This is a genomic window from Roseibium sp., assembly GCF_965216085.1.
Lineage (GTDB): Bacteria > Pseudomonadota > Alphaproteobacteria > Rhizobiales > Stappiaceae > Roseibium.
In genome coordinates this window covers 1448039-1463774 of record NZ_OZ244138.1, presented here as the reverse complement: position 1 = coordinate 1463774, position 15736 = coordinate 1448039, and the positions used below count along the sequence as shown (strand labels likewise).

Annotated in this window: 14 protein-coding genes; 4 read left to right on the top strand and 10 right to left on the bottom strand. The window is 54.6% G+C overall.

Annotation, left to right across the window (positions count from 1 at the left end):
• Positions 1–4: 4 nt before the first annotated feature.
• The 3 genes from ACOOFE_RS06730 to ACOOFE_RS06720 form a co-directional block, all read right to left on the bottom strand.
• On the bottom strand, positions 5–1102 hold the full coding sequence (locus ACOOFE_RS06730) for a permease (RefSeq protein ID WP_420414245.1): 1098 nt from the start codon (positions 1100–1102) through the stop codon (positions 5–7).
• Complete coding sequence (locus ACOOFE_RS06725) at positions 1095–1427, bottom strand: ArsR/SmtB family transcription factor (RefSeq protein ID WP_420414244.1); 333 nt, start codon at positions 1425–1427, stop codon at positions 1095–1097. The genes ACOOFE_RS06730 and ACOOFE_RS06725 overlap by 8 nt, the downstream gene beginning before the upstream one ends.
• A 207-nt stretch (positions 1428–1634) precedes the next feature.
• Complete coding sequence (locus ACOOFE_RS06720; protein ID WP_420414243.1) at positions 1635–2057, bottom strand: ketosteroid isomerase-related protein; 423 nt, start codon at positions 2055–2057, stop codon at positions 1635–1637.
• Between the two features lie 415 nt (positions 2058–2472).
• Here ACOOFE_RS06720 and ACOOFE_RS06715 point away from each other — a divergent pair, with 415 nt between their 5' ends.
• Entirely contained in the window at positions 2473–3171 is a 699-nt protein-coding gene (locus ACOOFE_RS06715; protein WP_420414242.1) for a substrate-binding periplasmic protein, read from the top strand.
• 183 nt (positions 3172–3354) lie between these two features.
• On the top strand, positions 3355–4089 hold the full coding sequence (locus tag ACOOFE_RS06710; RefSeq protein WP_420414241.1) for a substrate-binding periplasmic protein: 735 nt from the start codon (positions 3355–3357) through the stop codon (positions 4087–4089).
• 48 nt (positions 4090–4137) lie between these two features.
• Here ACOOFE_RS06710 and ubiV read toward each other — a convergent pair whose 3' ends face one another.
• From ubiV to rpoD, 5 genes are all read right to left on the bottom strand, one after another.
• On the bottom strand, positions 4138–5034 hold the full coding sequence (gene ubiV / locus ACOOFE_RS06705; protein WP_420414240.1) for a ubiquinone anaerobic biosynthesis protein UbiV: 897 nt from the start codon (positions 5032–5034) through the stop codon (positions 4138–4140).
• A gap of 4 nt (positions 5035–5038) precedes the next feature.
• Positions 5039–6037, bottom strand: a complete 999-nt coding sequence (gene ubiU / locus ACOOFE_RS06700) for a ubiquinone anaerobic biosynthesis protein UbiU (RefSeq protein WP_420414239.1) — start codon at positions 6035–6037, stop codon at positions 5039–5041.
• 9 nt (positions 6038–6046) lie between these two features.
• On the bottom strand, positions 6047–6574 hold the full coding sequence (ubiT, locus tag ACOOFE_RS06695; RefSeq protein ID WP_420414238.1) for a ubiquinone anaerobic biosynthesis accessory factor UbiT: 528 nt from the start codon (positions 6572–6574) through the stop codon (positions 6047–6049).
• 136 nt (positions 6575–6710) lie between these two features.
• Positions 6711–8066 carry a DUF930 domain-containing protein gene (locus tag ACOOFE_RS06690; protein ID WP_420414237.1) on the bottom strand — a complete coding sequence of 452 codons (1356 nt, stop codon included), beginning with the start codon at positions 8064–8066 and terminating at the stop codon, positions 6711–6713.
• Positions 8067–8174: 108 nt separating this feature from the next.
• Positions 8175–10202: an RNA polymerase sigma factor RpoD gene (rpoD, locus tag ACOOFE_RS06685; protein ID WP_420414236.1), complete on the bottom strand. Its 2028-nt coding sequence runs from the start codon at positions 10200–10202 to the stop codon at positions 8175–8177.
• Between the two features lie 754 nt (positions 10203–10956).
• Here rpoD and ACOOFE_RS06680 point away from each other — a divergent pair.
• Complete coding sequence (locus ACOOFE_RS06680; protein WP_420414235.1) at positions 10957–11928, top strand: Bug family tripartite tricarboxylate transporter substrate binding protein; 972 nt, start codon at positions 10957–10959, stop codon at positions 11926–11928.
• A gap of 84 nt (positions 11929–12012) precedes the next feature.
• Complete coding sequence (locus ACOOFE_RS06675; RefSeq protein ID WP_420414234.1) at positions 12013–13059, top strand: tripartite tricarboxylate transporter substrate binding protein; 1047 nt, start codon at positions 12013–12015, stop codon at positions 13057–13059.
• Here the strand turns inward: ACOOFE_RS06675 and dnaG are convergent.
• Positions 13027–14982 (bottom strand): DNA primase, encoded by a 1956-nt coding sequence (gene dnaG / locus ACOOFE_RS06670; protein WP_420414233.1) that lies wholly within the window; start codon positions 14980–14982, stop codon positions 13027–13029. The genes ACOOFE_RS06675 and dnaG overlap by 33 nt on opposite strands.
• Positions 14983–15172: 190 nt before the next feature.
• Positions 15173–15673: a GatB/YqeY domain-containing protein gene (locus ACOOFE_RS06665; protein WP_420415551.1), complete on the bottom strand. Its 501-nt coding sequence runs from the start codon at positions 15671–15673 to the stop codon at positions 15173–15175.
• Positions 15674–15736 lie beyond the last annotated feature (63 nt).

The window sequence follows — 15736 nt, the reverse complement described above, 5'->3', positions numbered from 1 at the left end:
TGCCTCACACAACCGCTTGAAAGATCAGGCCAGACAACACCGCCCCGACAAACCCAAGGCCGAGATAAGTTGCAAAGACCGTCGGTTTGACCAGCGACCAGACAGCTGCCATGGCCGGGATGGAGCTGACCGCACCGGCGATCATGAAGGCCATGGCAGCGCCAGAACTCATGCCCTGCTCCATCAAGCCAGCCAGCAGCGGCGGTGCCACATAGCTGTTGAGGTAGGCCGGCATGCCGACAAGCGCGGAAATCACGATTGACCCAAGACCGTTGCCACCGACCACACCGGCGATCAGATCGGCTGGGACATATGTCACCAGCAAAGCTTCCAGGACATAAGCCAGCGCCAGCCATTTGACGAGAAACAGCGCATTACTCTTAAGCTCAGTGCCGAAAGTGCTGCTGCGCTCGGCTTCTTTCCAGAAAGACCAGACCGGGCGGCCGGTTTTGGGAGATGCACCACAGCCACAGCCGGAAATCGAGGCCGCACGCGCCGGAGTTTTGAACCCCCCGGTCCGGCTGATTAGAGCCACAATAACACCACCAAACAAGCCCAGCGCCACCGCAAAGACGGCTTTACCTATGGCAAAGTTCCAGCCAAGCGCACCCGCTGTGATCAACAGAGTGGGCGGATCGATCAACGGCGACGACAGCCAGAAAGCCATGATCGCGGAGATCGGCGCGCCAACCGCCAAAAGCCCAGCGACAAATGGAATTACTTCGCAGGAACAGAACGGTGCCAACCCGCCAAACATCGCGGCCAGAACAATTGCCTGGGCCTCCCGTCCTTCAAAAGCTTTGCCGATATAGGCTTCGGCACCTGCGGCCTTCAGCCAGGCAATCAGCAGAACGGCAAAGGCTATGTATGGCGCTGTTCCGCCAAAGGCTTTGATCGCGAACGTGACAACATTCCAGAATTGCGGCTGATCCAGCAACAACACCAAAAGCGGCGCCCCGAGAACAATTGCCCAGGTCGACAAGACATGTTTGCGCAGGAATTGAAGACCGGCCTTGAGTTTGGAGTTAGACGGAGGCTCGGTATTGGCGCCTCCGGAACAACAGCTGGAGGACGTGTCTTGCAGATCGACAATATCAGTCATTTGCTGCGCTCCTTGCACTATCAGAAGCGGCAGACCCATTTTCGTCTGCGCAGCATTCTTTCAAGATGTAACCGGCCAATGCTTCCAAATGCTCGAATTGGGCCTGGTTGATCACCGTCCGGCCGTCCTTTTCCTGACGGATGAGCCCGGCGGACGCCAAGAATTTTAAGTGATGGGCGAGTGTTGAGGCGGCCATACTTGTGCGCGATTGAATGTCGCCGACACTCAATCCAGACCGCCCTGCCCGCACCAACGTAAGCAATACCTGCAGCCGGGCCTCCGAGCCCAGCGCCGCAAAGCCTTGCGCGGCTTCTTCCAGCACCATGTGATCGTCTCCGATGATCATCAAGTTAATATAACTATATTTCTAGTTATATCGAATCATCAGATCCGTCAACACCTCAATTTGGAGCGCACGCCCCCCAAAACTAACATCCGGTGGAATGACAAAAGCTAAGCTGATCTCAGGGAACAAGGAATTTGCAGAATTTGGCAGCCAATCCAGCCCAAGACTAAAAAGGTCAGAAACCGATTAATTCTCAGCGGCCCCACCAACTTGATCGATCCAGTCCTGTAAATTGTAGTAGGTGGTGATGCGGGCGATTTTGCCGTCTTTGATTTCAAAAAAACTGCCGGCCGGCAGGTTGTATGTCTGGCCATTGGCTTCCGGCAGACCTTCATCGGTCGCAATGTATGTGCCGTGAACAATGAACTCGGCGGCAGCACGTGTGCCCGCATCATTGACGAACAGCTCGATGTCCGTGAGCCGCTCCTTATAGCATTTGGCCATGTGAACGTTGAAGGACCAGAATTTGTCCTTGCCCGTGCGCCGTTCCCCCTGATTGACATCGTGGATCACATCCTCGGCAACCAATTCCTCCATCTTGTGGGTATCGCCTGCATTAAATGCTGCGAAATAGGTGTCGATCAAAAGCTGCGACTGTTTGTTTGCCATTGGAACTCAACAGGTTGGAGTTTTCAGTATTACAAAGTGTGCCGGTCCCGGCCAGCCATGACAAGTCCGTGCGGCTCCGGTGGTTTACGGAGCCTCATCACAAAAGCCATAATCCAAACTAACGCTCCCTAAGTATCAGGAATGCGACTGTTTTCTTGCTCAGGCACGACACATGGCAGAGCCGAAGCGCCCGCCGACCTTCAACGAACTTCTCCATTTACGTCAGAACCACAACAAAGGAAGAAATTAGCAAAGGTTGCGCAAATTTTCACCACCCACCTAAAGTTATTTAAAATAATTGGAAATATTTATCGATATACATATAAAATAGAAGATCAGAGAAACGAATGATAAAATCTGAATTCTGGGCTTGTGCACCTTGAAAGCGATCATACCCATCATTTTGTTGACGTTCATGACTCTGTCCGCAGCTGCGGAACAGATCTCGGTCGTTACAGAGCATCTCCCGCCTTACAGTTATCTGGAGGAAGGTGAGGCCCGCGGCCTATCGACTGAAGTGGTTCAAGCGGTGCTTGAGGAAACCGGGCACACGTCCGACATTCAGTTTATGCCCTGGGCACGGGCGTATCAGACCGCCCTAACAAAACCCAATACGCTCGTTTATTCGATCGCCCGGACACCCAAGCGGGAGGATCTATTTGCGTGGATCGGGACAATAGCACCCTTTGGAGCCGCACTTTATCAACGCGCGGATGCACCACCGATGGAGCTAAATTCCCTTTCCGATGCCAGGTTTCTTTATGTCGGCGTTTATCGAGGAGATGCCAAGGAAGCCACTTTAATTGAACATGGATTTGAAAATCTTCAGACGACAGATGACGACCGGCTAAATCTGAGAAAACTCATGCTGGGACGCCTCGACATGATCGCAATAGACGACAGCGTCATTGGCCCGTTGTTAAAGGAGGAGGGCATCGATCCGAAAAGGCTCAAAAAAGTTATGCCGATCAAAGAACTTAGCGGACAGCTCTACATGGCCTTTAACAAAGCCTCTGATCCTGAGCTGGTAAAGACCTTTAAGGAAGGTTTGGAGACAATCAAGGAAAACGGTCTCTTTGATCAGATCTTGATGCGTTACTTGCTGGTGAACTGATATTTTATTGTCGGCTTTTCTAAAGAACGTCCCAATGTCCAGGTTCATTTTACAAATTTAGCAAAAACTGATACCAGAACACGCGCAAAGAACGAGCATCTTATCTAAAGGCTCGCACAACAAATCAACCTTGCATTTAGAAACTCCAAGTAATCATAGCCGGGCAACCAAGCGGAGAGAGTTTTGAAATTTCCGATCATTGCCGGGCTCTGCCTGCTCCTTTCCTTTGCAGCACGGGCGGACACCTTGGAGATTGTCACCGAACAATTGCCGCCTTTCAATTATCTGGAAGACGGTGTCGCCAAGGGCATGGGAACGGAAGTTGTTCAGGCAGTGTTGAAGGAGACTGGCCGGGAGGCACAGATCCAGTTTTTGCCTTGGGCGCGCAGCTATCAAATGGCCTTAAAGACACCGGGCACACTGATTTTTTCCATCCTCAGAACGGACGAACGGGAAGAAAAGTTCAAATGGGTCGGAGAGATCGCCCCCTATGGCGTGTCCTTCTACCACCTGGCGGAAAACACCGAGATCAATGTCCGCACGCTCGAAGACGCCAAACCATTGTCGGTTGGGGTCTATCTTGGGGATGCCAAGGCCGAATACCTGGCGCAAAAAGGTTTTCAAAACCTATCTCAAGTCGAAGACGACCGGTTCAATCTGCGCAAGCTTCTGCTCGGCCGGATCGACCTGATGGTCATCGATGACAGCGTGATCGTCGAATTGCTCCGCTCAGAAGGTGTCGACCCGGCACTGGTTCGGCGAACAATGCCCATAAGCGACCTCAGCGGCCATGCCTATATGGCGTTCAACAAGGATACCGCACAGGACCTTGTTGATTCATTCCGAAAAGGCTTGGAGCAAATCAAGCTAAACGGCACCTACGACCGGATTATCGGCAATTATCTGCTGATCAACTAATTCCTTATTTGGCACCTGGCCGGTGGCGTGCCTGTCCGCCGTTTTTGCTCAGACCCTTAGATGCCCGGCCTTGCCATGCCAGAACCCGTTGGAAAACGGGAGGGAGCCGGTCACCACGGAGAGCCGCACGTCTGCTTCTTCGCTCGAGACTTTGTCATCTAAGACATCCCGGAAGATTTGGGCGATGGCCACCATATCGTGCGTGTGTGGTGACAGCCGGTAGTGCGAGATGCCTGCGGCCATCAACTCCGGCAGGTCCGTCAAATAGTTGAGGTATGACTGCGACAAGGTTTGAATGCCATTCACCGCCAAGAACGGTTTGCCGTCCAGAGTTTTCAGCGGCATGCCGTCCGGATCATCTTCGCAAACGAACTGGCAGTTGTCCTTGGTCCGTGCATGGGCCCGAGCATGATAACAGCGCGCCGAAACGGCAAGGGACGCCCGGCCATAGACCTGCAATTCAACGCCAGCCCCAAGTTCAGCAGCTTTGTCTGCTAGGAGCTTGGCAGAGGTTCCAGGCAATTCAACCGGCAGGCAGAAATGGGTTGCCCCGCCCTTGGCCAGGTAAGCCATGGTCATTTCATTATAGACGTTCATCAATGGTCCGACCCGGTGGGCCTTGCCATTCATGCTGAGGAGAGCAGAGGTGTTGTTAATCTCGATTTCATGATCGTCCAGCTCACAGAAACCTTCGATTGCCTTGCGCTCCCGCTTCAAAACAACCTCGGTCAGCGAGGAAAAAACCACCTTCTTCCCGCCCCGCTGCAGCCGCTCGGCGACCTCATCATAATGCTGCTCAAAAAACGGCGAACGCTTGGAACAGATTACTTCTCCAAGATACACCGTGTCGACCGGCGCCTCATCAGCAATCCGCGCATAAAAGTCGAGTTTCTGCTCGGCCGGCCAATGAAACAGGATAGGTCCGAGAGTCAAACTGCGTGTCATGATGTTATCGCCATTTCTTGGTTTTGAACGCGCCTTCGGTCTGTTTTTGCCCCTCCGTAAGAGCCACCAGATCGGCAATTTTCGGTTCCCCACCAGAGAGCACCGCATCGACGGCTTCGCGGAAGGCACTGACTACGGATTTGACATAAGCGCGGGACCGTTGCCGGCCTTCGATCTTGAAGGCATGCACGCCTGCGCCAATCAAATCGGGCAAGAGGTGCGCAAGGTTGAGGCTGATCGGCTCCTCAAAGGCGTAGTAGCCGCCTTCCCGGCAATCGGTCAGATAACGGCCCTTGCAGATCGTCGGATAACCCGCCTTATCGGAACAGGAGAAACAGTCGATGGTGAAATCGGCCAGTTTACTGGACAGATTGCCTTCCGTATCGCGCTCATATTTAACCTGCGCCGCGGGCGAACAAACTCCGTCCATGTTAGTCGACAGTCCTGTGACGTAATTAGTCAGGCTGCAGCGGCCTTCCACCATCAGGCCGTGATTGCCGAAGATGAAGGTTTCGATCTCGCACGGAATTTCCTCCGCAACTGCCTTGATCTCCGGAACCGTCAGGATGCGCGGTAGAACCACGCGTTTAACGCCAAATTCGCGGCAGTAATACTGGATGGCTTCCGGACTGGACGCCGCAGCCTGGACTGATAGATGCAGGCGTTTTTCCGGGTATTTCTCTGCGGCATAAGACGCCACACCGACATCAGCCACGATAAACGCGTCGACGCCGAAGCGAACACCCGTGTCGATTGCGTCTTTCCAAAGATCGAATTTTCCGGCAGGCGGGAACGTATTGATCGCCAAGAGCACCTTGGAGCCCTTGTCGTGGGCATAGCCGACCGATTGCTCCATCTCTTCGACGGTGAAATTGAGCCCCGGAAAGTTCCGGGCATTGGTGGCGTTTTGAAAGCCGCAATAAATCGCATCCGCGCCAGCATCAGCAGCTGTGCGTAAAGCAGCGGGAGTTCCGGCGGGGCAAATCAGCTCCGGTCGCAGCATAGTGTCCTCTTATGTGGTGGGCGCAGAATATCCGGCAGCGCGCCGTAGCGTTGACAGCATCAAACGGCCCGGAGGACCGAACATGTCGGCAACGCGGGCCGCCAGGGAACCATCGAGATCATCAAGCGCATTGCGCAAACTGACGACGGCTTCTGTGTCTCCCGAAATATCGAGCCCGCGGGAGAAGAACATCGCATCGCCATCCTGGTCACAATCGACCAGCTGCAAGAGATCGAAGAATTTTCCGGAAATGCGCGCTTCGTGATCCGGGACTGTACTGCGCGGGCAGGCCCGCAACACCAGATTGTCCGGGTCCGGATGAAGCTGCAAAACGAACGGCAGATTGGCCGGATCTATGATGTATCTTGTGTGTTTGTGCGGCCCCAGCCGGTTGAACACGGATGGCTCATCCCGGGCAACCCGGTGAACAATCCGCGCCAGGATCGGCTGCAGGATAAACAGCGGCAAAGGAAACCGGACCGGAGACGGCAACTTGCCGGGTTCCGGCCCATCGAAGAGGGACGTTGATTGGGTCATGGCCCAATCTGGCTATCATGGGGATTCTGGCCTCGGCTTGACCAAGATCAAGATGGTTTTTGCGCCGTAATGACGCACTTCCGCTCTAAGAAGTCCATTCGCTTTTGCGCCACTCTTCCAATGCAAAGGCATCTCGTCACAGCGGAAATCCCCGCTGACGCCACTGCGATCTTGGGACAGGCGACCCAACCCGGAGGCTGAAACGCTCCACCCGCCGCACCCCAGCATCTGTCTGACAACGGAAAGCCACGTTGAACCACTGGCCAAAGCTGCGAAACGCAACCCAGCCCGCCGGCTCCAGCACCGTCCCTGAGCGTGGTCGAAGAGACGGCATCAGATCTGGAAAGAAGGGAGGGGTCGATGCATTCAACTGCGCGCGAAGCTCAGTTGTACAAAGTCTGATCAATCTCTGTCCGGGCGGCATTCCGCGCATTGCTGTGCGTGTGCGTGAATCCACCATCACATCGCCGGTCAGAATGCGGGTAACCGGACGGAGTTGCCCCGCAAGGCTGCCACCGCGCGCACTTGCCCGGGCTGACCGGGCGGACCTGGCCGCCCACGCCGGAACTGGCGGTTTAGAGCGCGGAATGCCGGCAACGACTGTTTCGCCCTCACCGGTACTCTCTCCGGTTTCGTCCGGAACTTCAGCACCGCTTTCTATCTCTATCTCCTCAGCAGCCGGTTCCGCTTCTGTCTCTTCCGAGGGACCCGGTACGACCACATCTTCATCAACAACATCTGAGACCGGTGCAGGCTCTTGCGGCCCTAGCTCAGCCTCCGACTCTGCTTCTATGCTCTGCTCTTCTGGCGTTTCTGTTTCACCCGGTTCAACCGTCTCTGTTTCTTCCAACAGCTCCTCGATTTGAGGCTCTTCCGGCTGCAAGGCTGTTATCTCAGTCTCCTGGATTTCCGGTTCTTCAACATCTTGAGGCTCGGCCACCTCTGTCTCCGCGGTCTCCGGCTCCTCGGCCTCAGCGTCTTCGGTCACAGCTTCTTCAATTGGCAGCTCTTCTGGATCCACTTCTTCCGGCGAAGCCTCTGCCTGTTGCGTCTCCCCCTCTTCACTACTGGCAGGTGCTGTATCTTCTTCTCCGAATTCTTCGACCGGCTGCATCATCCGCACTTGTTCGCGCGCTTCCGGCACCTCTTCAGGGAGAGGTTCGGGTTCCGGCTCTATTTCCGGTTCCGGTTCGGCAGGAGTTTCCTCCTCTTCTTCCACCAGTTCCTCTTCCTGCGGCAGCTCTTCTTCAACGGCCGCCTCTTCTTCCTCAGCCGGAGCCGGTTCTGGTGGAGAAATCTCCGGCGGAGCGACCAGCTCGACTTCGACGGAATCGACTGGCTGTGTCGGCCGATGGCCTTTGAACCCATCGACAAGCAATAGGGCTGCCAGAGCATGCAGGATCAACGACAGAATAACCCCGGTAGCAAAACCCACTTGGGTTGCCTGGCGCGGCGCCAACATTGGCTGATCCGGGACTTCAAGTATCGTCAAATGCTACGCCTTGCCCTGCCCAGAAGACGGGCAAATTTCTCACTTCGCTTCTTAACAAAAAACCCGGCAGAAATATGCCGGGTTTTTTTCAAGTTATGGGGAGCCTGATCAGCTGTCCAAGAAGCTGCGGAGTTTCCGCGAGCGGCTTGGGTGTTTCAGCTTGCGGAGCGCTTTTGCCTCAATCTGGCGGATACGTTCGCGGGTCACCGAGAACTGCTGTCCAACTTCTTCCAGCGTATGGTCGGTGTTCATACCGATACCAAAGCGCATCCGGAGAACGCGCTCTTCACGCGGCGTCAGAGAGGCCAAAACGCGTGTCGTGGTTTCCCGCAGGTTCGACTGAATGGCCGCATCGATCGGCAGAACAGCGTTCTTGTCTTCGATGAAGTCACCAAGGTGCGAATCTTCCTCATCGCCGATCGGCGTTTCGAGGGAAATCGGCTCTTTGGCGATCTTCAGAACCTTACGGACCTTCTCCAGCGGCATCTGCAGTTTTTCGGCCAGCTCTTCCGGGGTCGGCTCACGGCCGATCTCGTGCAACATTTGGCGAGAGGTCCGGACGATCTTATTGATCGTCTCGATCATATGCACCGGAATACGGATCGTCCGGGCCTGGTCGGCGATCGAACGGGTGATCGCCTGCCGGATCCACCAGGTCGCATAGGTGGAGAATTTATAACCGCGGCGGTACTCGAATTTATCAACCGCCTTCATCAGGCCGATGTTGCCCTCCTGAATGAGATCCAGGAACTGTAGGCCGCGATTGGTGTATTTCTTGGCAATGGAAATCACGAGACGCAGGTTCGCCTCGACCATTTCCTTCTTGGCGATGCGGGCTTCGCGCTCGCCCTTTTGCACCATTGCGACGATGCGGCGGAATTCGGTGATTTCAAGACCAGTCTCGGTCGCCAGAGTCTGGATTTCCTGACGCAGCTCGCGGACGTTTTCCTTTTCCTTGGCGATGAAGTTCTTCCAGCCGCGTGTGGAAAGGTTGGCCACCTTACGCAGCCAGTTCGGATCGAGCTCAGCGCCCTGATACTGTTTCAGGAAGTCCTGGCGGTCGACATTATAGCTGTCTGCCAGGCGCAGGAGACGGCCTTCGTAGCCCATCAGGCGCTTGTTGATGTCATAGAGCTGAGCAACAAGGGCATCGATACGGTTTTGATTGAGCGACAGGCTCTTCACATCGATGACGATGTCTTCCTTCAGCTTCTTGTACCGGCGCTCCTGGCTTGGAGACAACGTCCGGTTGGCCAGCTTGTTTTCAACAAGCTGATCCTGCAGGCGGCGCAGTTTTTTGTAGTTGTCGGCAATGTTGTCGAAGGTTTCCAAAACCTGCGGCTTTAGCTCAGCTTCCATTGCAGACAAAGAGACGTTGGATTCGAACTCGTCGTCGTCGTCCTCATCGCCCTCACCTTCGCCGCCTTCGTTTTCCGTCTCTTCAGAAACACCACCGGCGTTGTCCTGCTGGCCTGACTGGTTTTGCGGGCTGGTCTGCTCACCGCCTTCGCTGTCCGGGTCATCATCGTTGGCCCCGGTCGGGCCAGCCTTGGCATCCGGGCCAGCATAGGTGGCTTCCAGATCGATGATGTCGCGCAGGAGAACCTGAGCTTCGTTGAGTTCGTCGCGCCAGATGATAATCGCCTGGAAGGTCAGCGGGCTTTCACAAAGCCCTGCGATCATAGCCTCGCGGCCGGCCTCAATGCGCTTTGCGATGGCGATTTCGCCTTCGCGGGACAAAAGCTCAACCGAGCCCATCTCGCGCAAATACATGCGCACCGGATCATCGGTCCGATCGGCAGGTTCTTTTGTCGTGGTGGTTTTGGCAACCGCAGTGGTGGTTGCTGCGACCAGCTCACCACCATCGACCTCCTCAGGTCCGTCTTCGGCTTCTTCGGCCTCAACCACATTGATGCCCATATCGGAAAGCATCGACATGATGTCTTCGATTTTTTCCGATGAGTTCTGATCAGATGGCAGAACCTCGTTAAGTTCGTCGTAAGTGATATAGCCGCGTTTTTTCGCGGTCTTGATCATCTTTTTGACTGCAGCGCCCGACAGGTCCAAAAGCGGGCCGTCCGGACCGTCTCCGCTTTGTTCCTTGTTGTCGTCCGCTTGTGTCGCTTTGGCTACCATATCGTGCTCCAATTCGTGACCTTAACAGGCCACGCCGCGCCCAGTTCCGCTCAAACCCATTTTCCCCAGCGCGCCAGCAAAGATGCGGCGGCAGCCAGGCGAATCAATGTCTTCAACAGGTTGTAAGCTGTGTCCCTTAAGTCCCAATTAACTGCTCACCTATCGACCATGTCATTTATCGCATCGACAATGCATGCAGTATCCAACGTTGCGGCAGCCAAAGCCTCCACAACAGTGTTCATCAGTGGGTTGCAGCATTTTTCTGACTATTGGCCGTCAGCAGGCTTGAAGGCTGAGGCTCATGAGGGCTGCAAAAGATCTATTTAGCTCGACGCGCACGATTCGCAAGTGTGATTCGCGACTGGTCAATAAGATTTCTTCATTTTCCGCTGTGAATTACCGGATTTAGCGGCAGACACCTCCTGCAGACATACAAACGCCGCGAGTGTTCACCAAATGCCCAAACGAAAATAAACCCACCAGAAAAGCAACAACTCCAAAATGCAAAACACCAATAAGAAATAGTTTGTTTAGGTAAAATTTACAGTTCCTAACATCAAGTAAAAATTTAGATATTCAAAATTTAATTTCCAATCAAAAATAAATATACCGGAGAAAGTTTGACAGGTTACTGACAGGTACAGAACGCACTCTAAGTGCAAGCAGTAAAAATGCGGAGAAAATCTGACTTGCAGGAAGAAAAACAAAAACCTGCCGAAATTCTCAAAAATGAAGTGAAGAAAGAAAGCTTGTCATGTCCACTGGTATCCGTTCGACAACACTAAAATCAGTCACAACTGCAGCTCTTATGGGGCTTTTTCTCACCGGCCCGGTTTTGGCAAAAGAAATCGAAGTGAATTTCCTTATTCCAGGCGGCGAAGGAGGCGGCTGGGACACCACGGCCCGGACGGTTGGAGGCGCCTTAGAAGAAACAAATCATGCCACGGTCAAAGGGTATGAAAACCTGACCGGCGCTGGAGGCGGACGCGCCCTACTCAGCCTGGTAAACGATCCGGAAAAACATCCAAACACGCTGATGGTTCAGTCTACACCCTTGGTCATTCGTGCGCTCACCGGAGTTTATCAAAACAACTGGCAGGACATCACGCCCGTTGCGACGATGATTTCCGCCTATCAAGCGGTCGCAGTCCCGGCGACTAGCTCGTTTGACGACATGAACAGCTTTGTTGCTGCGCTGAAGGAAAGCCCGAAGGATGTCGTCGTCGCAGGTGGTTCCGGCCGTTTGTCCCTTGACCACCTAACGCTTGGATTGATCGCTCAGGCCTCCGGTATTCAGCTTGAGAAGCTGAGATACTCCTCCGCAGACGGGGGTAAAGAGGCACTCGACCGCATGCTCGACGGCAAAGTGAAAGCTGTCGTGAGCGGTGTTGGAGAACTCCTGCCAGCCGCTGCAGACGGCCGTATCCGAATCTTAGGCGTTACATCGGCTGAACCGCTTCCGGGACTTGATGTTCCAACTATGAAAAGCCAGGGCCTAGATGTCGTGTTTTCCAACTGGCGCGGTTTCTTCACTGCACCGGGTGCAAGCGAAGAGCAAGTTGCAGAATACCGCCAAATGTTGGTGAGCATGTCTGAAACAGGCACTTGGACAGAGGCTCGAGGGAAACACAAATGGGAACCGCTTGTCTTGGTGGGAGATGAACTGACAGCCTTTCTGGCAAAGCAGGAAAAAGATCTCGGCGAAATTCTGAATAAACTTCAATAGCAACACTGCGAAACACAAACAGTGGCGGCCTCCGCCACTGCTAACCAACCGATTGGTCATGGGTGTTCGGGGAGGAGAACTATCATGTTTTATAGTGACAGATTTCTGCGTGCTGCCCAGCGGCTTCTGACAGCTGCTCTGCTTGGGTTTATTGTAACTTCGACAGCATGTGCCGACACAAAGCCGATCCGGTTCTTGATCCCTGGAAGTCCGGGCGGTGGCTGGGATTCTACAGCGCGGGCAGTTGGGGCAGCGCTCACATCAACAGGTCTTGCCACCGATATCACCTACGAAAACCACCCGGGCGCGGGCGGGGGCCGGGCGCTGCTAAGCCTAATTAGGTCTCCGGAACGGCATACAAACACTTTGATGGTTCAATCGGTACCAATCATAATCCGTGCAATTCGACGCGATTTTCAGCCAGGTTGGCGGGATACCACACCTGTCGCGATCCTCATAAATGACTATCAGGCAATCGCCGTCCCTGCAGATAGTCCATACCAAAACATCTACGCCCTCTTTGCCGCAATCAAATCCTCTCCAGCAAGAGTGCCAATCGCCGGAGGGTCGGAGTACTTTTCACTGGATCACATCACTCTTGGTCTGATTGCACAGGCGGCAGAAATTCCACTCAACAAGATCAGGTATTCCCCTGCCGATGGCGGAGAACAAGCACTCAATCGCATGCTTCAAGGTCAAGTGAAAGCGGTCGTCAGCGGCGTCGGAGAACTCCTCCCGGCGGCACAAGAAGGCAAGATTAGAATACTCGGCGTAACCTCGGACGGGCAATTGCAAGGCGTTGCGGCCCCGGCCCTGAATAGCATTGGATTAAATGTTGTGTTTGCGAACTGGCGTGGCTTCTTTTCCGGGGCCAATGCCGAGAATAGCGAAGTAACCCATTACCGGACCATGCTCGCATCTTTGTCCGAGACCCGTGTTTGGGAAAACACGCGACGCTTGCATAAGTGGGAGCCAATGTATCTTGCCGGAGAACAGATGACGGACTTTCTTCTGGCACAAGAAGCAATGCTTCGTGACATTCTTCAGGCCCTAGAAACTGGCGAAGTAGAATCTGAGCCTTCCCAGCTGCAGGTTTCGTCAAATCGAAGCAATAGCACTACTATCCGCTGATGCAGCTGGGGGCGCTGATCGGATTTTCTTGGCCCGTTCGGCAAGTTCACCTTCTTCACGGGCGCATTCCTCGCGCCGCCGTGCAAGATCTTGCGTCAGGGCCTGAATCCGGTCCCATGACGTCTCATCCAAGTGCTCATCAGCACTGGCCAGCTCTGACTGCAACTCCTCTTCCAAGGCATTGAGTTCCAACACATCCAGGAAATGAAGGAAGGCCGCCTCGACAAAATCCTCGGGCGGGTTCGCTTTGAGCAGCGGAAAGCGATGGTTGAGCGCTGAAAACTCCGCCTGTTTTTGTTCCTGCAGGCCAATCGTTTCCAGAACCATCTCATGCATGATGTCCTTGAGCGGATCATCGAAGGAGGAAATCAAACCGGCAACCGGTGCTGTTTCAAGGTCATCAACGATCCGGCACAACGCATCCCGAACTCCGATGTGCAACTCATTGACAAAGGGCAAGCCCGAGACCCGCTCGAAATTCCTGTCCAGGAGATAGGGATAGCGCATGCAAAGGCCCAGAACGAGCCGCTCAGTGCCAAAGTCATCGCTGACTGCCACTCGTTCGCGCGCAAGCCCAATGACACCACCAGCAGACTCGGCACCAGGCTTGCGACCACCTTTGCGGTCTTGGCGCGACAATTCGAAAAACAAGTTCGACAGTTTGAACTTCAGGTCCAGCTGATAGCGCCGCTTAACCCGCTCGTCCCGGATGGTGCCGATTAAATCGTCGAAGCGTTTTTCCAGGGCCGCTTTGCGTTCCGGCGTATCCAGCCGGGCAACAGAAATCTCCCGGTCCCAGACCACATCAAACAAGGATTTTGCCCGAGCGGTTTCCTCCTGAAAACCGGAAACACCGCGCTGCTTGATGAGATCATCCGGATCCATGCCATCCGGCAGAAAGCTGAATTGGAACGAATAGCCGCTTTTGAGCACTGGAAAAATGCGGTCAATGGCGCGGTGAGCTGCAGAAACTCCCGCGGCATCGCCGTCGAAACAGATCACCGGTTCAGGAGCAAACCGCCACAGCCGCAGGATCTGGTCTTCGGTAAAGGCCGTTCCGAGCGAGGCCACCACATGGCGGATCCCAGCCTGGTAGAGTGCAATTGCATCCATATAGCCCTCAACCACCACAGCCTGGCTCAACTTGAAGGCAGGTTCGCGCGCCCGGTGGGCGTTGAACAGCATCGTGCCTTTGTGGAAGAGCGGTGTTTCCGGCGAGTTCAGGTATTTCGGCTGACCATCAGGCAACATCGTCCGGCCACCAAAGGCAACCACCCGGCCGCGGTCATCCTGGATCGGGATCATTAAGCGGCCACGGAACCTATCATAAGTCGGACGGCCGTCCTCCGGTTTGATCAAGAGGCCAGCTTCTATCATCGCCGCCTCAGGAATCCCCTGGCCTTTGAGATGGGTTTTCAGTGCATCGCGGCTGTCTGGTGCCAAGCCAAACCGGAATTCGCGTAAAGTCTCCTGAGTGAGCCCGCGTTTTTGGACATAAGCGCGGGCCGCGTCTCCACGCGGGCTTTTGAATTGTGTTTCGAAAAACTGCGCTGCCATCTCGCATATATCGGCAAGCCCTGCGCGCTTTTGCTCCCGCCGCGCGGCCTGCGGATCCGGAGCAGGTAAGGCAACGCCAGCCTGTTCAGCCAGCCGTTCCACGGCTTCGGGAAAGCTCAAGCCTTCGGTTTCGGTCAGAAACCTGAAATGATCGCCCGAGGCACCGCAACCAAAACATTTGTAGCGATTGCGCCGGTCATCGACGTGGAAACTCGGGCTCTTTTCCTGGTGAAACGGGCAGCAAGCCCAATAGTCCCCTTTACCCGGCTGGGTCTTGCGCCGATCCCAGGTAACCCTGCGCGCCACAATTTCGGATAGCGGCAGTCGGGCCCGGATTTCATCAAGTAGGCGCGGCTCAAATCGCATGAAAGTTTATAAATCCGTATCGGCAGAACTAGGAGTGCTCGCACCTTGGCAGCACGCAAGACAGATCAAAATAGGACGTATTTCGATCCCGCACCAGAAGATTGACATCTGACCGGCGTATCTGGGGATGATATGTGGTCAACCGGGAAAGGACAGTCCGGCGGCAGCTATTTGAGCTGCCAGCACAAGTTCAGTTACTGGCCTCATCTCCAGGCTCGCCGCCTGTGTTTTCGTTGCCGGCATTGCGCAACATATCCTTCATGACGCAGGACGCCTGAACAAAGTCCATCTTCCCTGGATAACGGGATTTCAGTTCACTCATACAGCGGCCAATGTCCCGAAGCCCATGGGCATCAATTTCTTTAACGGTTGACTCGCAGGCCGAGCGAACCTCGGCTTCGCTCAATTGTTCGGGCAAAAATTCCCGGATAATCGCTTGCTCGATGCGCTCCTGTTCAGCCAAATCCAGCTGGCCGCCACTTTCAAATTCTTCCGCAGAAGCATCGCGTTGCCGGAGCATTTTTTGAAGTATATCAACGACCTCATCCTCGTTGACACCATCTTTGCCATGTTCTCTGGCCGCGTTTTCGCGGTCTTTGACAGCAGTTTGAATCAAACGCAGCGTGGCACACCGGCGTTTGTCGCTCGCGTCTTGAGCTGCCCGCAAAGCAGTATTGATTCTTTCTCGCATTGCATCGCGCATGGTTTGCCCCACCTCTGCCACGCGAAACCGCAGGTACGTTTTGCACCCTCT

What these genes read in the sequence shown, in the direction of transcription:
- ACOOFE_RS06730 (WP_420414245.1), bottom strand. Translation starts at nt 1,102, where the DNA reads ATGACTGATATTGTCGATCTGCAAGACACGTCCTCCAGCTGTTGTTCC.
- ACOOFE_RS06720 (WP_420414243.1), bottom strand. Translation starts at nt 2,057, where the DNA reads ATGGCAAACAAACAGTCGCAGCTTTTGATCGACACCTATTTCGCAGCA.
- ACOOFE_RS06725 (WP_420414244.1), bottom strand. Translation starts at nt 1,427, where the DNA reads ATGGTGCTGGAAGAAGCCGCGCAAGGCTTTGCGGCGCTGGGCTCGGAG.
- ubiV (WP_420414240.1), bottom strand. Translation starts at nt 5,034, where the DNA reads ATGACACGCAGTTTGACTCTCGGACCTATCCTGTTTCATTGGCCGGCC.
- ACOOFE_RS06680 (WP_420414235.1), top strand. Translation starts at nt 10,957, where the DNA reads ATGTCCACTGGTATCCGTTCGACAACACTAAAATCAGTCACAACTGCA.
- ubiT (WP_420414238.1), bottom strand. Translation starts at nt 6,574, where the DNA reads ATGACCCAATCAACGTCCCTCTTCGATGGGCCGGAACCCGGCAAGTTG.
- dnaG (WP_420414233.1), bottom strand. Translation starts at nt 14,982, where the DNA reads ATGCGATTTGAGCCGCGCCTACTTGATGAAATCCGGGCCCGACTGCCG.
- ACOOFE_RS06675 (WP_420414234.1), top strand. Translation starts at nt 12,013, where the DNA reads ATGTTTTATAGTGACAGATTTCTGCGTGCTGCCCAGCGGCTTCTGACA.
- ACOOFE_RS06665 (WP_420415551.1), bottom strand. Translation starts at nt 15,673, where the DNA reads ATGCGAGAAAGAATCAATACTGCTTTGCGGGCAGCTCAAGACGCGAGC.
- rpoD (WP_420414236.1), bottom strand. Translation starts at nt 10,202, where the DNA reads ATGGTAGCCAAAGCGACACAAGCGGACGACAACAAGGAACAAAGCGGA.
- ACOOFE_RS06715 (WP_420414242.1), top strand. Translation starts at nt 2,473, where the DNA reads ATGACTCTGTCCGCAGCTGCGGAACAGATCTCGGTCGTTACAGAGCAT.
- ubiU (WP_420414239.1), bottom strand. Translation starts at nt 6,037, where the DNA reads ATGCTGCGACCGGAGCTGATTTGCCCCGCCGGAACTCCCGCTGCTTTA.